This is a genomic window from Brevundimonas sp. (genome assembly GCF_044239655.1).
Lineage (GTDB): Bacteria > Pseudomonadota > Alphaproteobacteria > Caulobacterales > Caulobacteraceae > Brevundimonas.
Genome location: NZ_JBIIAY010000024.1, coordinates 1 through 16,696 on the forward strand (window position 1 = coordinate 1; position 16,696 = coordinate 16,696).

The 16,696-nt window shown below is 66.8% G+C and carries 17 protein-coding genes; 9 read left to right on the forward strand and 8 right to left on the reverse strand.

The window, feature by feature from the left end:
* The 4 genes from ACILQR_RS04940 to ACILQR_RS04955 form a co-directional block, all read left to right on the forward strand.
* A partial coding sequence (locus ACILQR_RS04940; RefSeq protein ID WP_395650372.1) for an FAD-dependent oxidoreductase occupies nucleotides 1–254 on the forward strand: 254 nt, incomplete at its 5' end.
* Nucleotides 255–269: 15 nt separating this feature from the next.
* Complete coding sequence (locus ACILQR_RS04945) at nucleotides 270–788, forward strand: RidA family protein (RefSeq protein WP_395650373.1); 519 nt, start codon at nucleotides 270–272, stop codon at nucleotides 786–788.
* A 152-nt stretch (nucleotides 789–940) separates the two neighbouring features.
* A complete protein-coding gene (metH, locus tag ACILQR_RS04950; RefSeq protein WP_395650374.1) occupies nucleotides 941–3,607 on the forward strand; it encodes a methionine synthase in 2,667 nt (888 codons plus the stop codon).
* 50 nt (nucleotides 3,608–3,657) lie between these two features.
* Entirely contained in the window at nucleotides 3,658–4,605 is a 948-nt protein-coding gene (locus tag ACILQR_RS04955) for a class I SAM-dependent methyltransferase (RefSeq protein ID WP_395650375.1), read from the forward strand.
* 15 nt (nucleotides 4,606–4,620) lie between these two features.
* Here ACILQR_RS04955 and ACILQR_RS04960 read toward each other — a convergent pair whose 3' ends face one another.
* Together ACILQR_RS04960 and ACILQR_RS04965 are read right to left on the reverse strand one after the other, a co-directional pair.
* Entirely contained in the window at nucleotides 4,621–5,184 is a 564-nt protein-coding gene (locus ACILQR_RS04960; RefSeq protein WP_395650376.1) for a hypothetical protein, read from the reverse strand.
* A gap of 173 nt (nucleotides 5,185–5,357) precedes the next feature.
* A complete protein-coding gene (locus ACILQR_RS04965; RefSeq protein ID WP_395650377.1) occupies nucleotides 5,358–8,312 on the reverse strand; it encodes a TonB-dependent receptor domain-containing protein in 2,955 nt (984 codons plus the stop codon).
* Between the two features lie 282 nt (nucleotides 8,313–8,594).
* Between ACILQR_RS04965 and ACILQR_RS04970 the strand changes: the two genes are divergently transcribed.
* The 3 genes from ACILQR_RS04970 (at nucleotide 8,595) to ACILQR_RS04980 (ending at nucleotide 10,656) form a co-directional block, all read left to right on the forward strand.
* Entirely contained in the window at nucleotides 8,595–9,125 is a 531-nt protein-coding gene (locus tag ACILQR_RS04970; protein ID WP_395650378.1) for a hypothetical protein, read from the forward strand.
* Nucleotides 9,125–9,526, forward strand: a complete 402-nt coding sequence (locus ACILQR_RS04975) for a TIGR01244 family sulfur transferase (RefSeq protein WP_395650379.1) — start codon at nucleotides 9,125–9,127, stop codon at nucleotides 9,524–9,526. The genes ACILQR_RS04970 and ACILQR_RS04975 overlap by 1 nt, the downstream gene beginning before the upstream one ends.
* A 227-nt stretch (nucleotides 9,527–9,753) precedes the next feature.
* On the forward strand, nucleotides 9,754–10,656 hold the full coding sequence (locus tag ACILQR_RS04980) for an MBL fold metallo-hydrolase (protein WP_395650380.1): 903 nt from the start codon (nucleotides 9,754–9,756) through the stop codon (nucleotides 10,654–10,656).
* Here the strand turns inward: ACILQR_RS04980 and ACILQR_RS04985 are convergent.
* The 5 genes from ACILQR_RS04985 to ACILQR_RS05005 all read right to left on the reverse strand — a co-directional run bounded on the left by ACILQR_RS04985 (nucleotide 10,641) and on the right by ACILQR_RS05005 (nucleotide 13,871).
* Nucleotides 10,641–11,327, reverse strand: coding sequence for a hypothetical protein (locus tag ACILQR_RS04985; RefSeq protein WP_395650381.1), 687 nt, complete (start codon nucleotides 11,325–11,327; stop codon nucleotides 10,641–10,643). The two genes, ACILQR_RS04980 and ACILQR_RS04985, sit on opposite strands and share 16 nt — an antisense overlap.
* A 97-nt stretch (nucleotides 11,328–11,424) precedes the next feature.
* A complete protein-coding gene (gene aroC / locus ACILQR_RS04990) occupies nucleotides 11,425–12,510 on the reverse strand; it encodes a chorismate synthase (protein WP_395650382.1) in 1,086 nt (361 codons plus the stop codon).
* A gap of 7 nt (nucleotides 12,511–12,517) precedes the next feature.
* The gene (locus ACILQR_RS04995) at nucleotides 12,518–12,895 is read right to left on the reverse strand and encodes a type II toxin-antitoxin system VapC family toxin (protein WP_395650383.1); all 378 of its coding nucleotides are present in this window, start codon (nucleotides 12,893–12,895) and stop codon (nucleotides 12,518–12,520) included.
* Nucleotides 12,892–13,086: a type II toxin-antitoxin system VapB family antitoxin gene (locus ACILQR_RS05000; RefSeq protein ID WP_395650384.1), complete on the reverse strand. Its 195-nt coding sequence runs from the start codon at nucleotides 13,084–13,086 to the stop codon at nucleotides 12,892–12,894. The genes ACILQR_RS04995 and ACILQR_RS05000 overlap by 4 nt, the downstream gene beginning before the upstream one ends.
* A gap of 71 nt (nucleotides 13,087–13,157) precedes the next feature.
* Entirely contained in the window at nucleotides 13,158–13,871 is a 714-nt protein-coding gene (locus ACILQR_RS05005; protein WP_395650385.1) for a DnaJ C-terminal domain-containing protein, read from the reverse strand.
* Between the two features lie 92 nt (nucleotides 13,872–13,963).
* Here ACILQR_RS05005 and pdxH point away from each other — a divergent pair, with 92 nt between their 5' ends.
* On the forward strand, nucleotides 13,964–14,638 hold the full coding sequence (pdxH, locus tag ACILQR_RS05010; protein ID WP_395650386.1) for a pyridoxamine 5'-phosphate oxidase: 675 nt from the start codon (nucleotides 13,964–13,966) through the stop codon (nucleotides 14,636–14,638).
* A 12-nt stretch (nucleotides 14,639–14,650) separates the two neighbouring features.
* Here the strand turns inward: pdxH and ACILQR_RS05015 are convergent, their stop codons facing one another.
* Entirely contained in the window at nucleotides 14,651–15,694 is a 1,044-nt protein-coding gene (locus ACILQR_RS05015; protein WP_395650387.1) for a glycosyltransferase family 61 protein, read from the reverse strand.
* Between the two features lie 27 nt (nucleotides 15,695–15,721).
* Here ACILQR_RS05015 and ACILQR_RS05020 point away from each other — a divergent pair, with 27 nt between their 5' ends.
* A complete protein-coding gene (locus tag ACILQR_RS05020; RefSeq protein ID WP_395650388.1) occupies nucleotides 15,722–16,693 on the forward strand; it encodes a class I SAM-dependent methyltransferase in 972 nt (323 codons plus the stop codon).
* Nucleotides 16,694–16,696: the final 3 nt, after the last annotated feature.

Sequence of the window (16,696 nt, forward strand, 5' to 3'; positions counted from 1 at the left end):
ATCCGGGCCAGAGCGGCTCCCTGACCGACGGCGTCACCGTCCACTGGCGCAGCATCCCCTACAGCCTGGGCATCGAAGGACCGGTGGCTCGCCAGGATCCGACGGGCTATACGTTGATGAACGAGCCGGACGGGCCCTATCTGTTCGCCGGCGAACACCTGAGCCACGTCGGCGCCTGGCAGCAGGGTGCCTTCGTCAGCGCCTGGCGCGCCGTCAACGCCATCGCCGCCCGCCGCCAATTCGCAGCCGCCTGAACCGGAGACCTCACCATGAAGATCGCCCTCACCGCCCTGACCGCCGCCCTGCTGCTCGGTGCCGCACCCGCCCTGGCGCAGAGCCATGACCATGCCGCGATCGAGCGCACCTATGGCTCGCCGACGGCTTTCATCGCCTCGACGGTGACGGTCCCGGCCGGGTCGGAACTGATCTTCCTGTCGGGCCAGCTGCCCGACGTCACCGACACCACGGCACCCGCCGGTTCGGTCGAGGCCTATGGCGACACCGAAGCCCAGTCAGCCTCGACCTTCGCCAAGATCGAGCGGCTGCTGGCCACGCGGAACCTGACCATGGGCGATGTGGTGTCGATGACCGTCTATCTGACGGCCGCGCCGGGCTCGGAGCGTATGGATTTCGCCGGCATGATGCGGGCCTACGGCAGATATTTCGGCACGGCGGAGCAGCCCAACCGCCCCTCGCGATCCACGGTCCAGGTCGCAGGCCTGGCCGGGCCGGGCTTCCTGGTCGAGATCGAGGTCACCGCCGCCCGCCTGCCGGCCCACGCCCACTAGACATCCATTCAGCTCATCCCGGCGAAAGCCGGACCCAGTGCTCTGGACGATCTCAGCGGGTCGTCCAGACTTCGCCTTCGATCAATGCCGCCAAAGCGCGCGCCAGCGACGGACCCGGATTTTCACCGGGATCAGCGGTATAGAGTGCCACCATGAGACCCACCTTCATCAACGTCGGCGAACGCACCAACGTCACCGGCTCGGCCAGGTTCAAGAAGCTGATCATCGAGGGCGACTACACCGCCGCCCTGACCGTGGCTCGCCAACAGGTCGAGGCGGGTGCCCAGATCATCGACATCAACATGGACGAGGGCCTGCTCGATTCGAAGCAGGCCATGGTCACCTTCCTCAACCTGATCGCGGCGGAGCCCGACATCGCCCGCGTGCCGGTCATGATCGACTCCTCCAAGTGGGAGGTGATCGAGGCGGGCCTGAAATGCGTTCAGGGCAAGCCGATCGTCAACTCGATCTCGATGAAGGAAGGCGAGGACGCCTTCCGCGCCCAGGCGGTCAAATGCCTGCGCTACGGCGCCGCCGTCGTGGTCATGGCCTTCGACGAGGTGGGTCAGGCCGACACCGCCGCGCGCAAGATCGAGATCTGCACCCGCGCCTACAACATCCTGGTCAACGAGGTCGGCTTCCCTCCCGAGGACATCATCTTCGACCCCAATATCTTCGCCGTGGCGACGGGGATCGAGGAACACGACAACTATGCCGTCGACTTCATCGAGGGCACCCGCGAAATCAAGCGTACCCTGCCCTATGCCCGCGTCTCCGGCGGGGTGTCGAACGTGTCGTTTTCGTTCCGGGGCAACGAGCCCGTCCGCCGGGCAATCCACAGCGTCTTCCTGTACCACGCCATCCAGGCGGGCATGGACATGGGGATCGTCAACGCCGGCGACCTGCCCGTCTATGACGACATCGACCCGACCCTGAGGGAAGCCGTCGAGGACGTGATCCTGAACCGGCCGCAGCGGACCAATGTCAGCAACACCGAGCGGCTGGTGGACATCGCGCCGAACTACAAGGGCGACAAGGGGGTGGCCCGGGTCGTCGATCTGAAGTGGCGCGAGGCCCCGGTCGGCAAGCGGATCGAACACGCCCTGGTCAACGGCATCACCGAATACATCGACGCCGACACCGAGGAGGCCCGCCTATCGGTCGAGCGGCCGCTGCACGTCATCGAGGGTCCGCTGATGGACGGGATGAACGTGGTCGGCGACCTGTTCGGCTCGGGCAAGATGTTCCTGCCGCAGGTGGTCAAGTCGGCGCGGGTGATGAAGCAGGCGGTGGCCTGGCTCGAACCCTTCATGGAGGCCGAGAAGGCCGGCAAGCCGCGCGAACAGGCGGGTCGTATCCTGATGGCCACGGTCAAGGGCGACGTCCACGACATCGGCAAGAACATCGTCGGCGTCGTGCTTCAGTGCAACAACTACGAGGTCATCGACCTGGGCGTCATGGTGCCGGCCGACCGCATTCTGGACGCCGCGACAGAGCACAAGGTGGACATCGTCGGCCTGTCCGGGCTGATCACCCCGTCTCTGGACGAGATGGTATTCGTGGCGCGCGAGATGGAGCGGCGCGGTTTCGACATCCCCCTGCTGATCGGCGGCGCGACGACCAGCCGGACCCATACGGCCGTCAAGATCGAGCCCGGCTACCATCGTGGCTCGACCACCTATGTCGTCGACGCGTCGCGTGCCGTGGGCGTGGTGTCGGGCCTGTTGTCCAAGACCGAGCGGGCGAAGAACGAGGCCATCACGCGCGACGACTACATCCGCATCCGCGAGCAATATGCCCGAGGGCTGGAGGTCAAGGCGCGCACCAGCATCACCAAGGCGCGCGATAACCGGTTCAAGATCGACTGGACCGCGCCGAAGCCCGCCGCGCCGTCCTTCATCGGCACGCGCACCTTCGACCGCTGGGACCTGGCCGACCTGGCCGATCACATCGACTGGACGCCGTTCTTCGCGTCGTGGGAGCTGATCGGCCGCTATCCGCTGATCCTCGATGACGAGGTCGTCGGCGAGGCCGCGCGCGACCTGTTCAAGGACGCCCAGGCGATGCTGAAACAGATCATCGACGAGAAGTGGTTCACGGCCAAGGGCGTCGTCGGCTTCTGGCCCGCCAACGCCGATCAGGACGATATCGTCGTGTTCGGTGACGAGGCGCGCACGCAGGAGATCGCCCGCTTCCACACCCTGCGCCAGCAGATCGCCAAGTCGAACGGCAAGCCCAACTCGGCATTGTCGGACTTCATCGCGCCGGAGGGCTCGGACTGGATCGGAGCCTTCGCCGTCACCACGGGCCATGGCGAACTGGAGGTGTCGAAGCGGTTCAAGGACGCCGGCGACGACTATTCCGCCATCATGTCCTCGGCCCTCGCCGACCGTTTGGCCGAGGCCTTCGCCGAGGCGCTGCACAAGAAGGTGCGGACCGAACTGTGGGGCTATGCCGCCGACGAAGCGACGACGACCCAGGACCTGATCGAGGAGAAATACCAGGGCATCCGCCCCGCCCCCGGCTATCCGGCCCAGCCCGACCATACTGAAAAGGCCACCCTGTTCCGGCTGCTGCAGGCCGAGGCCAATGCGGGCATGGCCCTGACGGAGAGCTTTGCGATGAGCCCGCCGGCCTCGGTGTCCGGCCTGTATTTCGGCCATCCGGACAGCCACTATTTCGGCGTGGGCAAGATCGACCTCGATCAGGTCGAGGACTATGCCCGGCGCAAGGGCTGGGACGTCGCCACCGCCGAACGCTGGCTGTCGCCGATCCTGAACTATGAGCCGGGTGCGGCGGCACGGGTGGCCGCAGCGTGATCGGCGAACCGCTGGCGCGCACGGCCGGCGGCGGTCTATAGGCCGGGACCATGGCTGCCTCTCAACCCGTGAAACGCCCCGGCTGGCACTGGACCGCCTACTGGTCGCGGGGCCGGGCCGAGGTGATGTCGATCGATACGCCCACCGGGCCCAGGGCGCTCGACACCTCGGCCTTGTGGAGCGGGTTCTTCGAGACCTTCCCGGCAGGGGCCCGTCTGCTGGACCTGGCCACGGGGTCCGGCGAGGTCGGGCGCTATGCCCAGGCGGCGGGGCGGTTCGACGTGACCGGCGTGGACTATGCGGACATCCCCGCGACGGCTGCGGGCGAGGCTGGCCCGACCTTCATCGGCGGTGTCGCCGTCGAGGCCCTGCCGTTCGAGGCCGTCACGTTCGACGGGATCTCGTCCCAGTTCGGCATCGAATACGCCGATCACCGCCCCGCATTGGCGGAACTGTCGCGCGTCCTGACGCCGGGCGGACGGGCGCGCCTGCTGGTTCACCACGCCGACAGCGTCATCACGCAACAGGCCCGGGCCCAGACGAAGGCCTATGACGCGGTCTTGGGCACCGGCGCCGCCGTCCGGCTGGGCCGCCGCGCCTTTGCCGCTCAGGGGAAAGCCGATGCGACCGCGCGCGCCGCGTCCCACGCCGCCTTCGCCCAGGCCGTAACGAAATGCCGGAGCCTGATCGGCAGCGGTCCGGCGTTCGATACCGTCACCTATATGGTCAGCTATCTGGGCGATCTGGCCGACCGGATCGCGGCCTATGAGCCGTCCAGCGGCCTGGCCCGGCTGGATGATTTCGAGTTCGGCAACGCCGCCTGGCGTCATCGCCAGCTGTGCCAGACCCGCGCGGCCCTGGACGTCGAAGGACTGGAACGGTTTCTGGCCCGGGCCGAGGGTGCCGGGCTGAGCGTCACGGCGCGCGCGCTCGAACATGACGCCTATGGCGCATTGCTGGGCTGGCGGATCGATCTCTCGAAGCCGGCCACAGGCTGAACCGGGCGGTCCGGCCTACTGGACCGGATCGACGCCTTCGGAACGCAGGCCGACGTCGTCCAGGGTCGCAGGCGGGGTCGTGATGTTGGCGCGGATGCGACGGGCCGCGTGCTCGCAGCGGCCGGGCAGGCCGAAGAACAGGCCGAAAGACTGGCTGCGCGCGGCCTCGTCGGGCTGGGCGATCAGGGGGGTCCAGCGTGCGGTGGCGGCCGCCGCGGCCTGGGTCGCCTCCGTGCGCGTCGCCGCAGACTGACGCGGAGCGGCCGCCGCCAGCGCCGACCGGAAATCCGACGCCTCAAGCCGGCCCAGACGCATGATCTCCAGATCCTCGGCGTTGCGATCGGTCAGGGTCTCGCCCAGCCGGACATGTCCACTGACCAGGGCGTCGCACCAGGCCACCAGCGGATAGTCCTCACTCGGCGCACCGCGCGGCAGGGGATTGGAATAGGCCAGGGCCTCGCGCAGCCGGACCTGTGCCGCCGTCTCGGTCGCGCCGCTCGCCGTCGAGATCGGGCCATCCTGGGCAGGCGCAGCGGGGGTCTGGGCCAGAAGGGCGGCGGCGAAGGCGGCGATCAGCATGGTCGGAGTATCCTGGGGCACGTGGAATTTGAGCTTCGGCGACGCTTGCCGGGCACCGATGGTTTTTCCATGGCGGGGGCCAGACCCGTCTCCGCCCATGAAAAAGGCGGCGGACCCGAAGATCCGCCGCCCATTCCGTTTCCATGATCATCGGTCCCGAGGGACCGTCGGTCCTAGAAGTTCGCGGTCACGCCGAAGAAGACGTAACGACCCAGCGCATCATACAGCTGCGGATAGGTGTTGCCGTTGCCGCCGGTGCCGGCCGCGACCGACAGCGGGGGATCGGTGTCGAACACGTTGTTCACACCGGCGCGAGCCGAGACGGTGTCGGTGACCTGCCAGTTGGCCGTGATGTCGAAGTAGTTCATCGCGTCCAGGGTCGAGTCGAGACGACCAGCGACGGCACCCGTCAGAGACGAACCGAAGTCGACCTCCGAGTAGTAGCGCCACGTTCCCGAGACATCCACGCTCCACGGCGACTGCCAGGTGACGCGGGCGCGGTGACGCCATTCCGGGTTCGGAACGCCGCACTGGGTCGAGCCGTAGTAGCCGACGCAGTCGAACACTGAGCTGGCGGTGCCGGTGCCCGTGTCGGTTTCCAGCGTATCGAGCCAGGTCCCGACGAAGGTCAGAGCGACCGAGCCGGCACCGTCGAGACCGAAGGTGTCGAGGTCGAAGCCGTAGTTCGAGTTGACGTCCACACCGCTGGTCGAAAGACCACCGATGTTGATGTTCAGGTCCTGCACGAAGCCGGTACCGATCCACAGCGAGCCGTTCGGGTTGCGGTTGATCCGCGAACAGGCGGCCGCATCGTTGTCACGGTAGCAGAGGTTCAGCGTGTTAGCCGAACCCACCGACGAGATCAGGCCGTCGACCTGAATATCGAAGTAGTCGAGGGTCAGGTTAAAGCCGGGCAGGAAGCTCGGCGTGAACACGGCACCGAAGGTGATCGTGTCCGATTCTTCGGGGGCCACATTCGGGTTACCACCGGTAACCTGATTGTACTGGCCAGCCGGGCTGTTGAGGCCGGCGTTGCCGTACTGGGCCGCCGGAACGCCGGTGGCCGTGCACTGGGCCAGGGTGGCGGTGCGAGCCGGACCACAGGGGTCACCGGTCGAAATGTCGAACAGGCCGAACCCTTGGGCGGCGAACAGTTCGATCACGTTCGGCGCGCGAACGGCGCGCGAGTAGCTGGCCCGCAGGCGGAAGTCCGGGATCGGAGCGTAGTCGGCACCGACCTTGTAGGTGTCCGTCGACAGGTTCTCGTACTCGGAGTGACGGAAGGCACCGTCGATCGAGGCCGAATAGGCCCAGGGCTGATCGTCGGCCAGCGGGATCTGCAGTTCGGCGAACAGGTCGGCGACATCGACGTCGCCGGTGATGCCGATCGTCGGTCCGCCTTGACCGGCGCCGTCGCCCGAAGCGAAGGCAGCGTCCGTCGTCGAACCCAGGGCGTCGCGGCGGTACTCGGCGCCGAAGGCGACCTTGATACCCGAAGCGGCGTAGGGCGACTGCCAGCCGTAGACGCCCAGGTCGCCGGTGACGGCGGCCGTGACGACCTGCTGGGTGGTTTCACCCGTCTGGATCAGCGGGATCTGCAGATAATCGAGCGCGGCCTGCGTCACGCCACCTGCAGAAAATACGTTGTAGGGCACGCAACCCGCATCCGTTCCGTTGACGACCGAGCGACAGGTCGGAACGCCACCGACGCTGACCACGTCCAGGGCGCGCGTCAGACGCGTGACCGAGAAGTCGTTCAGATAGGTACGGGCCAGGCGAACGCGCGAGAACTGCGCGGCGATGTCGTAGTTCCAGCCCTCGGTGATCAGGCCACGGAGACCCACGACCGCGCGGTAGGATTGATAGGTCAGCGAGTCCTGACGACCGCCGCCTTCGACGTTACGACGACCGACGTAGAAGGGAACCCGTGTTCCAGCAGCGACAGCGGCGGGCGTACAACCGATGGCACCGCGTTGCTGGGTCGACAGCAGCGGCGTGTCGCAGTTGATGTCGAAGGTGTTGAAGAAGCTGCCCGACGGCGCGATCTGGGCGACCGACGAGTAGTCCGAGAACATCAACTGGGCGAAGGCTTCGGCGTGTTCGTTGATCTCGTAGCGGCCGAAGGCACCGAGGGTGTAACGCTCATCGGGGCGTTGGTAGTAGTTGATCGGGCCGTAGTTGTAGTTGTTCTGATCCGCGTCGAAGTTGACGAAAGTCTGATTGGCGCCGAGCGTATAGTTGAACGTCGAGAAATCCGTGAAACGACCCGGGAACGACGTGCCGGAGCCGCCGCAGGTGTAGGTCGTGGGACGAGCAGCCGCAGGCGCGCCGATGGTGCAGGTCGAATAGTCGCGACCGGCTTGTAGCACGGGGTTGTTGTTGCGGTAACCGGCGTAGGCAAGCAGGTTGCCCTTGCCGTCGGGCGACGACACACCCATCGTCAGGGTGACTTCCTTGCTTTCGCCGTCGGAGACGTCGTCGGCGGGCAGGCTGAACTGGGCCGGGTTGGTCGTGCCGCGACGCGCGATTTCCGCGCGCAGGTTGCCCACGCCGTCATAGTCGTTCTTGTGCGAGTAGAAGCCGTAGGTCGCGTCGATCTGAACGCCCTCGAACTCCTTCTTCATGATGAAGTTCACGACGCCGGCGACGGCGTCCGAACCGTAGACGGCCGAGGCGCCGCCGGTCAGGACTTCAACCCGCTCGACCAGCTGGCCGGGGATCTGGTTCAGGTCGGCCGCGTCGTCGAGAGGCGAGCCGTAACCCATGCGGCGACCGTCGATCAGCACCAGGGTGCGCGACGAACCGAGGTTGCGCAGCGAAACCGTCGCGGTGCCCGAGGCGCCGTTGACGACCGTCGAGTTCTGCGCGGCAAAGGCCTGCGGCAGCTGGGTGATCAGGTCCTCGACCCGCGTCACGCCCTGGACGTCGATGTCTTCGGAGGTGACCTGGGTAACCGGGCTGGTCGTAACCAGGTTGGCTTGCGGAATCCGCGAGCCGGTGACGACGATTTCTTCCAGTTCCGACTCGGGCTCGTCCTGGGCCATCGCCGGGGCGGCGAAGGCGAGCAGGGCGGCGCCCGTGATGATCGTCGTGGCAAGAAGTCGTTGACGCGTTTGTGGGGTTCGCAAGGATCGTTCTCCTGATTGGGTCTGGACGCGGGGTTCGCGCAGACCGCCTGACCTTGGTTTATTTTTATCGCGTGGCGGGTGAACGCAACTGGGCCCGCCGGCTGCCGTAGGTTAGGCACCATCCAACATGTTGCGCCACAGCAATTACACGGCTGTAACCAAGTCGCCTTGGGACTGTCGTATTCAGGCCACGTTTGCGGCCACGCTCGGCTGGCGGTGGGCCTGCGCTCTGTGGCAGGATGCGGTGGAACCTCAGGAGCGGCGAAAACCTTGGATTTTCAGATGCAGATTAAGGCGCTGGGCGCTGTCGCCCTGGCCGCAGCGGCCACTGCCGCGATGGCCGGTCCCGCCGCTGCCCAGACGTCACCCGCCCGCCCTGAGATCCTGAACCAGCTTGTGTCCTGCCGGGGCCTGACCGACAGCGCAGCGCGGCTGACCTGCTACGATCGGGCGGCCGAGGCGCTCGATTCCGCAGAACGCCAGGGCGAGGTCGTGGTCGTGGACCGGGCCCAGGTCACCGCGGCGCGGCGCCAGATGTTCGGGTTCCAGCTGCCCACCATCACCCTGTTCGAACAGGGCGAGCGCGCCGAACCGATCGGCGAGATCGAGACCACTCTGACTCGCGCGGGCATGTCCGGCGAGGGCCGCTGGGTGTTCACCCTGGCCGACGGCAGCGTCTGGCGTCAGATCGACACCGAGCGCGTCAGCTTCCGCAACCAGGCCGGCGAACCGGTCCGCGTCCGCCGCGCCGCCATGGGCAGCTATCTGCTGACCGCGGGCCGCAGCCGCGCCGTGCGCGTGAGGCGGCAATAGTGGCGGCCCTGCGTACGCTTGCCCCCGGCGTTCTGGTCGCGGGCCAGATCGACCTGGCGGACCTTGAGACGGCACGCGATCTGGGCGTGGTCCGGATCATCAACAACCGCCCGGACGGCGAGGAATACGGCCAGATCGACGCCGCGACCATGTCCGAAGCGGCGCGAGCCCTGGGTCTCGACTACGTCCATGCGCCGGTGCGCGGAATGCCAGGGCCGGAGGCGATCGCGGCGATCGACGCCGCTCTGGCCGATGGGACGTCCGTCCTGATCCACTGCAAGTCCGGGATGCGCTCTGCGGCCGCCTGGGCGCTGGCCGCAAGCCGACGAGGCGATTCGCGCGAGGACATCGTCAGCGCAGCGGCCGGGGCCGGTTACGACCTGTCGGGCCTGCCGCTTTAGCGGGCCAGATAGGCTCGGGCCGCATAAGGGACGGGTTCCGGTGTGCAGGAGGCGGTGATCAGTTGCGCCGCCATGAGACACAGGACGGCCGCCGCGATAGGCTGGAGCCGATTTGAAACACCAAGGGCGATAGTTTTGGCCACGACGAGCGCTCCGGAAGGGATTTACCTCTCGTTAAGGCAAGGCCCGGACCAGACGGACGGCCCCACACCGCGCCGGGCCACCCGATGATCCCCTTCGTCCGCGACCACGACGTCGACTACGGCCGGCGATATCTGGTGTCGCCCCTGATCCAGCGGGTCGTGGCCAACAACCCAGGCCCGTTCACCTATACCGGCACCGGCACCTATATCGTCGGGCGCGACGCGGCGGGGGCCGGCGTCGCCGTGATCGATCCGGGGCCGTTCGACAGGGCGCATCTGGACGCGATCCTGATCGCTGTCGGCGCGCGCCGGATCAGCCATATCCTGGTGACCCACACCCACAGCGATCATTCCCCCCTCGCCCGCCCCCTGGCCGAACGCACGGGCGCGCCGATCCTGGCCGCCCGGCCGCCGCAGGTCGTCATCCACGCCTCTGGACATCTCGACGAGGAGGAGGACGAGGCGTTCCGGCCGGACGTGATCCTGACCGGCGGCGAGCGGATCGTCGGCGACGGCTGGACGATTGAGGCGATGGCCACGCCCGGACACGCCTCCAACCACATGGCCTTCGTGCTGGAGCAGGAGAACGCCCTGTTCTGCGGCGATCACGTCATGGGCTGGTCCACGACGGTGATCGCCCCGCCGGACGGCGACATGGCCGACTATATGGCCAGTCTGGAGGCGGTGATGGCGCGGGGGTTTTCGACCCTGTGGCCCACCCACGGCGCGCCGATCACCGAGCCCGCGCCGTTTCTGCAAGCCTACAAGGACCACCGTCTGGCGCGCGAAGCGGGGGTGCTGGCCCGGATCGAGGCGGGCGACACCACGATCGCCGACATGGTGCCGACGCTCTATGCCGCCGTGGACAAGCGGCTGTGGCCCGCCGCCAGCCTGTCGGTGCTGGCGCATCTGGGCAAGCTGGTGCGGGAGGGCCGGGTCGTCGCCGAGCCGGGGCCGTCGCTGGACGCGGTTTACCGGCGGGGCTGAAGCCCGGTCAGGATTTTCTGGGCCAGCTTGCAGGACGTGCCGTGATCGCGAGCGCCGTCGCGGGGCGCGACGCGGACGTCGGTGCGGCCGGGGCGGATGCGGATGGCGGCGTCATAGGTCCGGTCGAACCAGAAGCTGGTGTGGACCCCGTTGGCGCGGTTGACGCCGATGTCCCGGATTTCGAAGCCCGCCTCTTGCAGGGCATAGCCGGCCGCGCCGGGGGCCGTCTGGCTTGGCAGGGCGGCGATCTCGCAACTGTTGGCACCCGCGGGCGGGACAACGGGATCGATACCATCTGCCTCTCGCTCGGCCAGGATACGCGACGAAAAGCCAATCTGATCGGTCGTGTCGGTTGAAACACCAGCACGGGCGTTGAAGGTAGGGTCAGCCTTGTTGTTGAGAGCGTAAGCCATCCCTGCGTTAATCTCGCGCACGAGCAGGGTCACGGAGACGGCCGCGATCAATATCGCTGCCAATCCAATCAGCCAGGAACTCCGAAAAGCCCGCACCACGCCAATCAGAGCCAGGATCGCGCCGAACGCACCCAGTCCTGCCAGGTAAAAGCCGACACCTATCGTCAACAGATCATAGGCCGTCTCGATCGGCAGCAGCCCTGATTTCAGACCCGCAATCGCAACAAACACCGTCAACGGCAGCAGCAGCGCCAGCACCAGTCCGATGACGGCCAGCCGTGACGGCTTGGATGACGCTTTGCGGGTCGGTGAACTGGCCATTCCCGACCCTACCCCGCGCAACCGCCCGAGGAAACTACCCGACCTGGGCCCGGTGCCTGAGCATGGCGTCGGCCAGGACGCAGGCGGCCATGGCCTCGACCACCGGTACGCCGCGCAGGGCGACGCAGGGGTCGTGGCGGCCCTTGGTGCGCAGGTCGGTCTCGGTGCCGTCGCGAGTCACCGTCTGGCGCAGGGTCAGGATCGAGGACGTCGGCTTGAACGCCACCCGCAGGGTGATCGCCTGCCCCGTCGAGATCCCGCCCAGGATCCCGCCCGCATGGTTGGACAGGAAGACCGGCCGGCCGTCCTCGCCCATCCGCATCTCGTCGGCATTGGCCTCCCCCGACAGGGCCGCTGCGCCGAAGCCGTCGCCGATCTCGACGCCCTTGACCGCATTGATCGACATCATCGCCGCCGCCAGTTCGGCGTCCAGCTTGGCATACAGGGGCGCACCCCAGCCGGCCGGGACGCCAGTGATCTCCAGCGCCACCACCGCCCCCACCGACGAGCCCGCCTTGCGCACCCCGTCCAGATAGGCCTCCCACGCCGGTCCGACCTCGGCCGAGGCGGCGAACAGCGGGTTGCCGTAGGTCGCGCCGAAGTCCACGGCCGCGTCCTCGATCCGGTGCGTTCCCAGCTGAACGACCCCGGCGCGGATCGAGACCCCCTGCCCCAGGACCTTGCGCGCCACCGCCCCCGCCGCGACCCGGCTGGCCGTCTCGCGCGCCGAGGACCGCCCGCCACCGCGATGGTCGCGCACGCCGTACTTGGCCTGATAGGTCACATCGGCATGGCCGGGCCGATAGGCGCGGGCGATCTCGCCATAGTCCTTGGAGCGCTGGTCCTCGTTCTGGATCTCGATGGCGATCGGCGTTCCCGTCGTGACCGGCCCCGCCCCGTCGTCGAAGACGCCCGACAGGATGCGCGCGGTGTCGCTCTCGTTCCTCTGGGTCACGAACCGGCTGCCGCCCGGCTTTCGCAGATCCAGCCACGGCTGCAGATCGGCCTCGGTCAGCGGGATCAGCGGCGGACACCCGTCCACCACACAACCGATCGCCGGCCCATGGCTCTCGCCCCAGGTCGTCACGCGAAACAGATGGCCGAAGGTGTTGTGGGACAAGTCCGCCTCAGTGATGCAGTTGGGCGGCGCGCCCCAATCTCTCGGCCGCCGCGTTCAGGCGTCTATCGCGCGTCCAGAGCTTCACGTCACCCGCCAGAACCACGGACGTCAGCAGGTGGGCATCCACCCATCCGATCCCGGAGCCAGACAGACGTTGTGTTTCAATCAGATTGAAGACGTCATCGTCACGTGCCTTTATAATGGCATCGATCTGTCTCAATCGGCTCAAAAACGCAGGCCTGTTGGCGAGATTGCCCAGACTGAGTTCGCCGATGACATAGGTATGCATCAGAAGACGCTCTTCCACGGCAAGTTGATCCATCACCGGATCATTGCTGCGGAGATGATCCAGCCAAACCGAACTGTCGGCCAGGATCAGGCTCATTCGTCTTCCGCTGCGAAGTATCGTTTGCGCGGCGGCAACTCCAGGTCGGGCATGGTCCCACCCAGCTTCACAAGTCGCCGCGTCGCCTCGCGAGATACATAGGCCTGCAAGGCAGTACGAACGATCGCGGATTTTTCGACGAGACCGCTATATTCGGCCGCAGCCTCCATCAACTCGTCGTCCAGATTCAAGGTCGTTCGCACACCTGCCTCCGCATCACAATCGTCATCATATGATGCTGGATTTGATGCCAGACTTCAAGTCAGGCCGCCAGTCGCTCCGGCGTCCAGACCCGGGTGAACCGCGCCAGCAGATGGTCTGCGGCAGACGGTGCGTCCTCCGACGGCTCCAGCGTCACGAACAGATGGCCCGTCGCCCTCCCGCCTCGCGCCGGCAGACCCAGATCGCGCAGACGCAGCCGGACCGTGCCCGTCAGGCCGCGGGTGACCCAGACTCCCCGCACACCGGCATGGGTCTCGATCTCGATCCGGCCGCCGTCCTCGATCAACCGTGACGGCGCGGGCCAGTTCATGTGCAGGTCGTCCCCGACGACCGACAGCCCGTCAGCCGGCCTGATCAGGACGGGCAGATAGAGATCGCCGCCGTCGGTCGCTGCGCCTCGCAGTCGAAGGTGATCGCCCGTCCGGACCCCGGCCGCGACCGCAACACGCAGCACTCGCTCTGCAAGACGGATGGTCGCCATACCCCCGCGCAGCGCCTCCAGAACGCTGACGGCCACGACAGGCAGGGCCGCCGGTGCCGCCTTCGGCGGTTCCAGCGCCTGCATGGCACCGCCTTCCCGCTGGATCAGACGATAAGCGGCGATGACGCGGCGGAACCGGTCGGCGTCCCCACCCGGCATGTCCGGCCGCGCCGCCTTGACCGCTGCCCGAAACGCCCGGACCAGGGCGTCGCCGCCCGTGGGGCCGTGAAGGCCCAGGGTCGCAAAGGCCTGGTTCAGATTGACAGCGGACATGCCGCGATCCTTGTCGCGGACATGGTCAAGACCGGGTTAACCGCGATAGGTCGCAGGTGCGGTCGACGCCGTCCGGGTCTATAGCCCCACCCATGACCCACGCCGCCATTCCGCCCAGCCCCGATCGCGAGGAATATGCCCGCGACTATGCCGCCGCCCTGGCCGCCAACGGCGACGAAACCATCTTCGACCGGGCCGAGCCGATCGGCCTTTTCGTCAAATGGCTGGCGGATGCGCGAGCGCACGAGATCAACGACGCCAACGCCATGGCCCTGTCCACCGTCGATGCCGACGGTGCCCCCGACAGCCGGATGGTGCTGCTCAAGGACATCGATGCTCGCGGCCTGACCTTCTATTCCAACGCCGAGAGCGCCAAGGGCCTGCAACTGGCCAAGCGCCCGGTGGCGGCTCTTCTGTTCCACTGGAAGTCGCTGCGGCGGCAGGTCCGGGTGCGCGGCGTGGTCGAACCCGTGAGCGCCGCCGAGGCCGACGCCTATTTCGCCACCCGCGCCCGCGAGAGCCGCATCGGCGCCTGGGCCTCGGACCAGTCCCGCCCCCTGACGGACCGCGCGGCGCTGGAAGCCGCGATCACGCGCGAGGAGGCCCGGTTCGACGGTGCCGACGTCCCCCGACCCGACCGCTGGACCGGCTGGCGGGTCATTCCCGACCGGATCGAGTTCTGGCGCGACCGCCCTTTCCGCCTGCACGACCGATTGGCGTTCGTACGCAGCGGTGACGGCTGGGACCGCATGCGCCTCCAGCCCTGAGTTGGACCTGCCTTAGCTCTCGTCGAGCGGGAGGCAGCCCATGGCCTGCAATTCGCGCTCGAGGGCGTCGGGCGGCACGATGACGTCGCGATTGTGCTCGTCGGTGAAGCTCGCATAGTCGGCGTCGGGGTCGATGGCCTCTTCCACGATCATGTGGTGGTACCGGGCCGAGACGATCTGGCACAGGACATCCAGCGACGCCGCGATTCCCATGGTCACATTGCGCTGGTTCTCGATGACCAGCACCTGGGCGCCCGGCGAACAGAACATCAGGTCGGCCAGGTCCGAGCCATGCACCCCGACGACGAACTCGGCCGCCGCGAACATCTCCACCTGATCACGCGCCGACAGCTCGGCCAGATTGACGATCTCGAAGCCGAACCGGTTCAGAACCTCGGCTACGGCCTCGAAATTATGGATGCGCCGTTTGGGGTTCGGAAACGCCTGCCGGCTGGTGAATATCCGTCGTCCGCCGCGCAGCGCTGAAGCCGGGCGCCGACCCAGCCACGAAGCGATCATCGAAGGCTTGGCCGGCTCGACGGTCGCCACGTCGAAGGCCTGTCGCACCGCCGCTGCGAAATCCCTCACCAGATCGGGATAGAGGAAGCGCTGGTCCGGAAAGCTGACCAGGATCGCGTCCTTGACCAGGACGTCTTCGCCGCTCTCGCTAACGAACGTGATGCGGTTTTCGTCCACCCCCATGGCCCTTACCAGATCGATAAAGGGCGGCTTCGACGCCGCGACGTCGATCAGGAACCGCACCGAAGGGTCGTCGAAGATGTCGGGCCTGAGCTGCTTCAAGATCAGCAGCCGCGCGCACCAGTTGACCAGCCAGTGGTACCAGACCCCGTCGACGGGTCCTCCGATCACTACATGCGGGCCTTCGATGGTCCGCGGGTTTGCAATTAACCGAAACTCGTCGCCATCGACCATCGGCCGCATGTCGGGAAACCAGCGGACGATATCGAAATAGCTCTGGTTGATGAGCAGCCGGTGGCTCTCGACATGGACCGAAAGGTAGTAGCTGGTAACCAGAACGTCCCGCAGGCGCCCCACGACCAGTTCTGTCGTTTCCCGGGCCGCATGTTGATCGACGCGAATCCGGTCGATGGGCCGGCGCGCAAGGTCGACCGTGCCTTTCAGGACATCATTGTCCGTGGCCAGATCGCCAATGATATCGAACCCTGTCATCCCAGCCGCTATGGCTGTAAGTGCCTTGTTCGTCGATCTTTTTCCCGGGGGGGGGACCATCCGATGCCCAGCGTAGACGTCCAGGATATGCGCGCCTTTTTCGACGATTATGTCGTCCGCGATTTCCCCGGACGGCGCGCGGCGGACGGCGGAAAATTTCAGTGGCCGGGCGATGAATGGGTCACCGCCGAGGTGCGTGAGGCCACCTACTCGACCCTTCTCGAACCGCCGCCCGGACAACCCTGGCGTTCGATCGTCGAGATCGGTCCGGGCTCGGGAAAATACACCGAGATGCTGCTAGATCGCAGTATGGCAAAGCTTATCGCCTTCGAGCTGAGTCCCGCCCTGCTAGAGTCGATGAATCAGCGATGCGCGGCGGCGGTGGCATCGGGTCGGCTGGACGGGCGCCCCATCGACTGGACCTCCAACGATGGTTTGCTGACCGCGATCAGCCCCGAGGTCGGCAAGGTCGATCTGTTCTTCGCCGTCGACGTTTTCCTCATGATGGATTTCCAGGCGACCCTCGCCTACCTGGTGAGTGCGGCAAATTCACTCAGGGTTGGTGGGCGATTCGCCGCCACCTTCGGCGACGCCGACACCCAGAGCGGCTGGGACCGGATGATTCGCGACACTGGACGCCACTCAGCCTTCAGCCTGCAACCGGACACGCGCTTTCACTGGCTGTCCAAAGCCTTCCTCGACGATGTGTTCACGCGTCTGGGGTTCCGGATCCTGACCAGCGTTTCGGGGCCGGACGGCGGCAATCGCGGGCCTCTGGATATCGCGCGTCGTTACATCGTCGCCGAGCTCGTGGATCCGGCACCGGGTCAGGCGCTACGTCGGCAGCTTTCCGGCGAGCACTGAGCC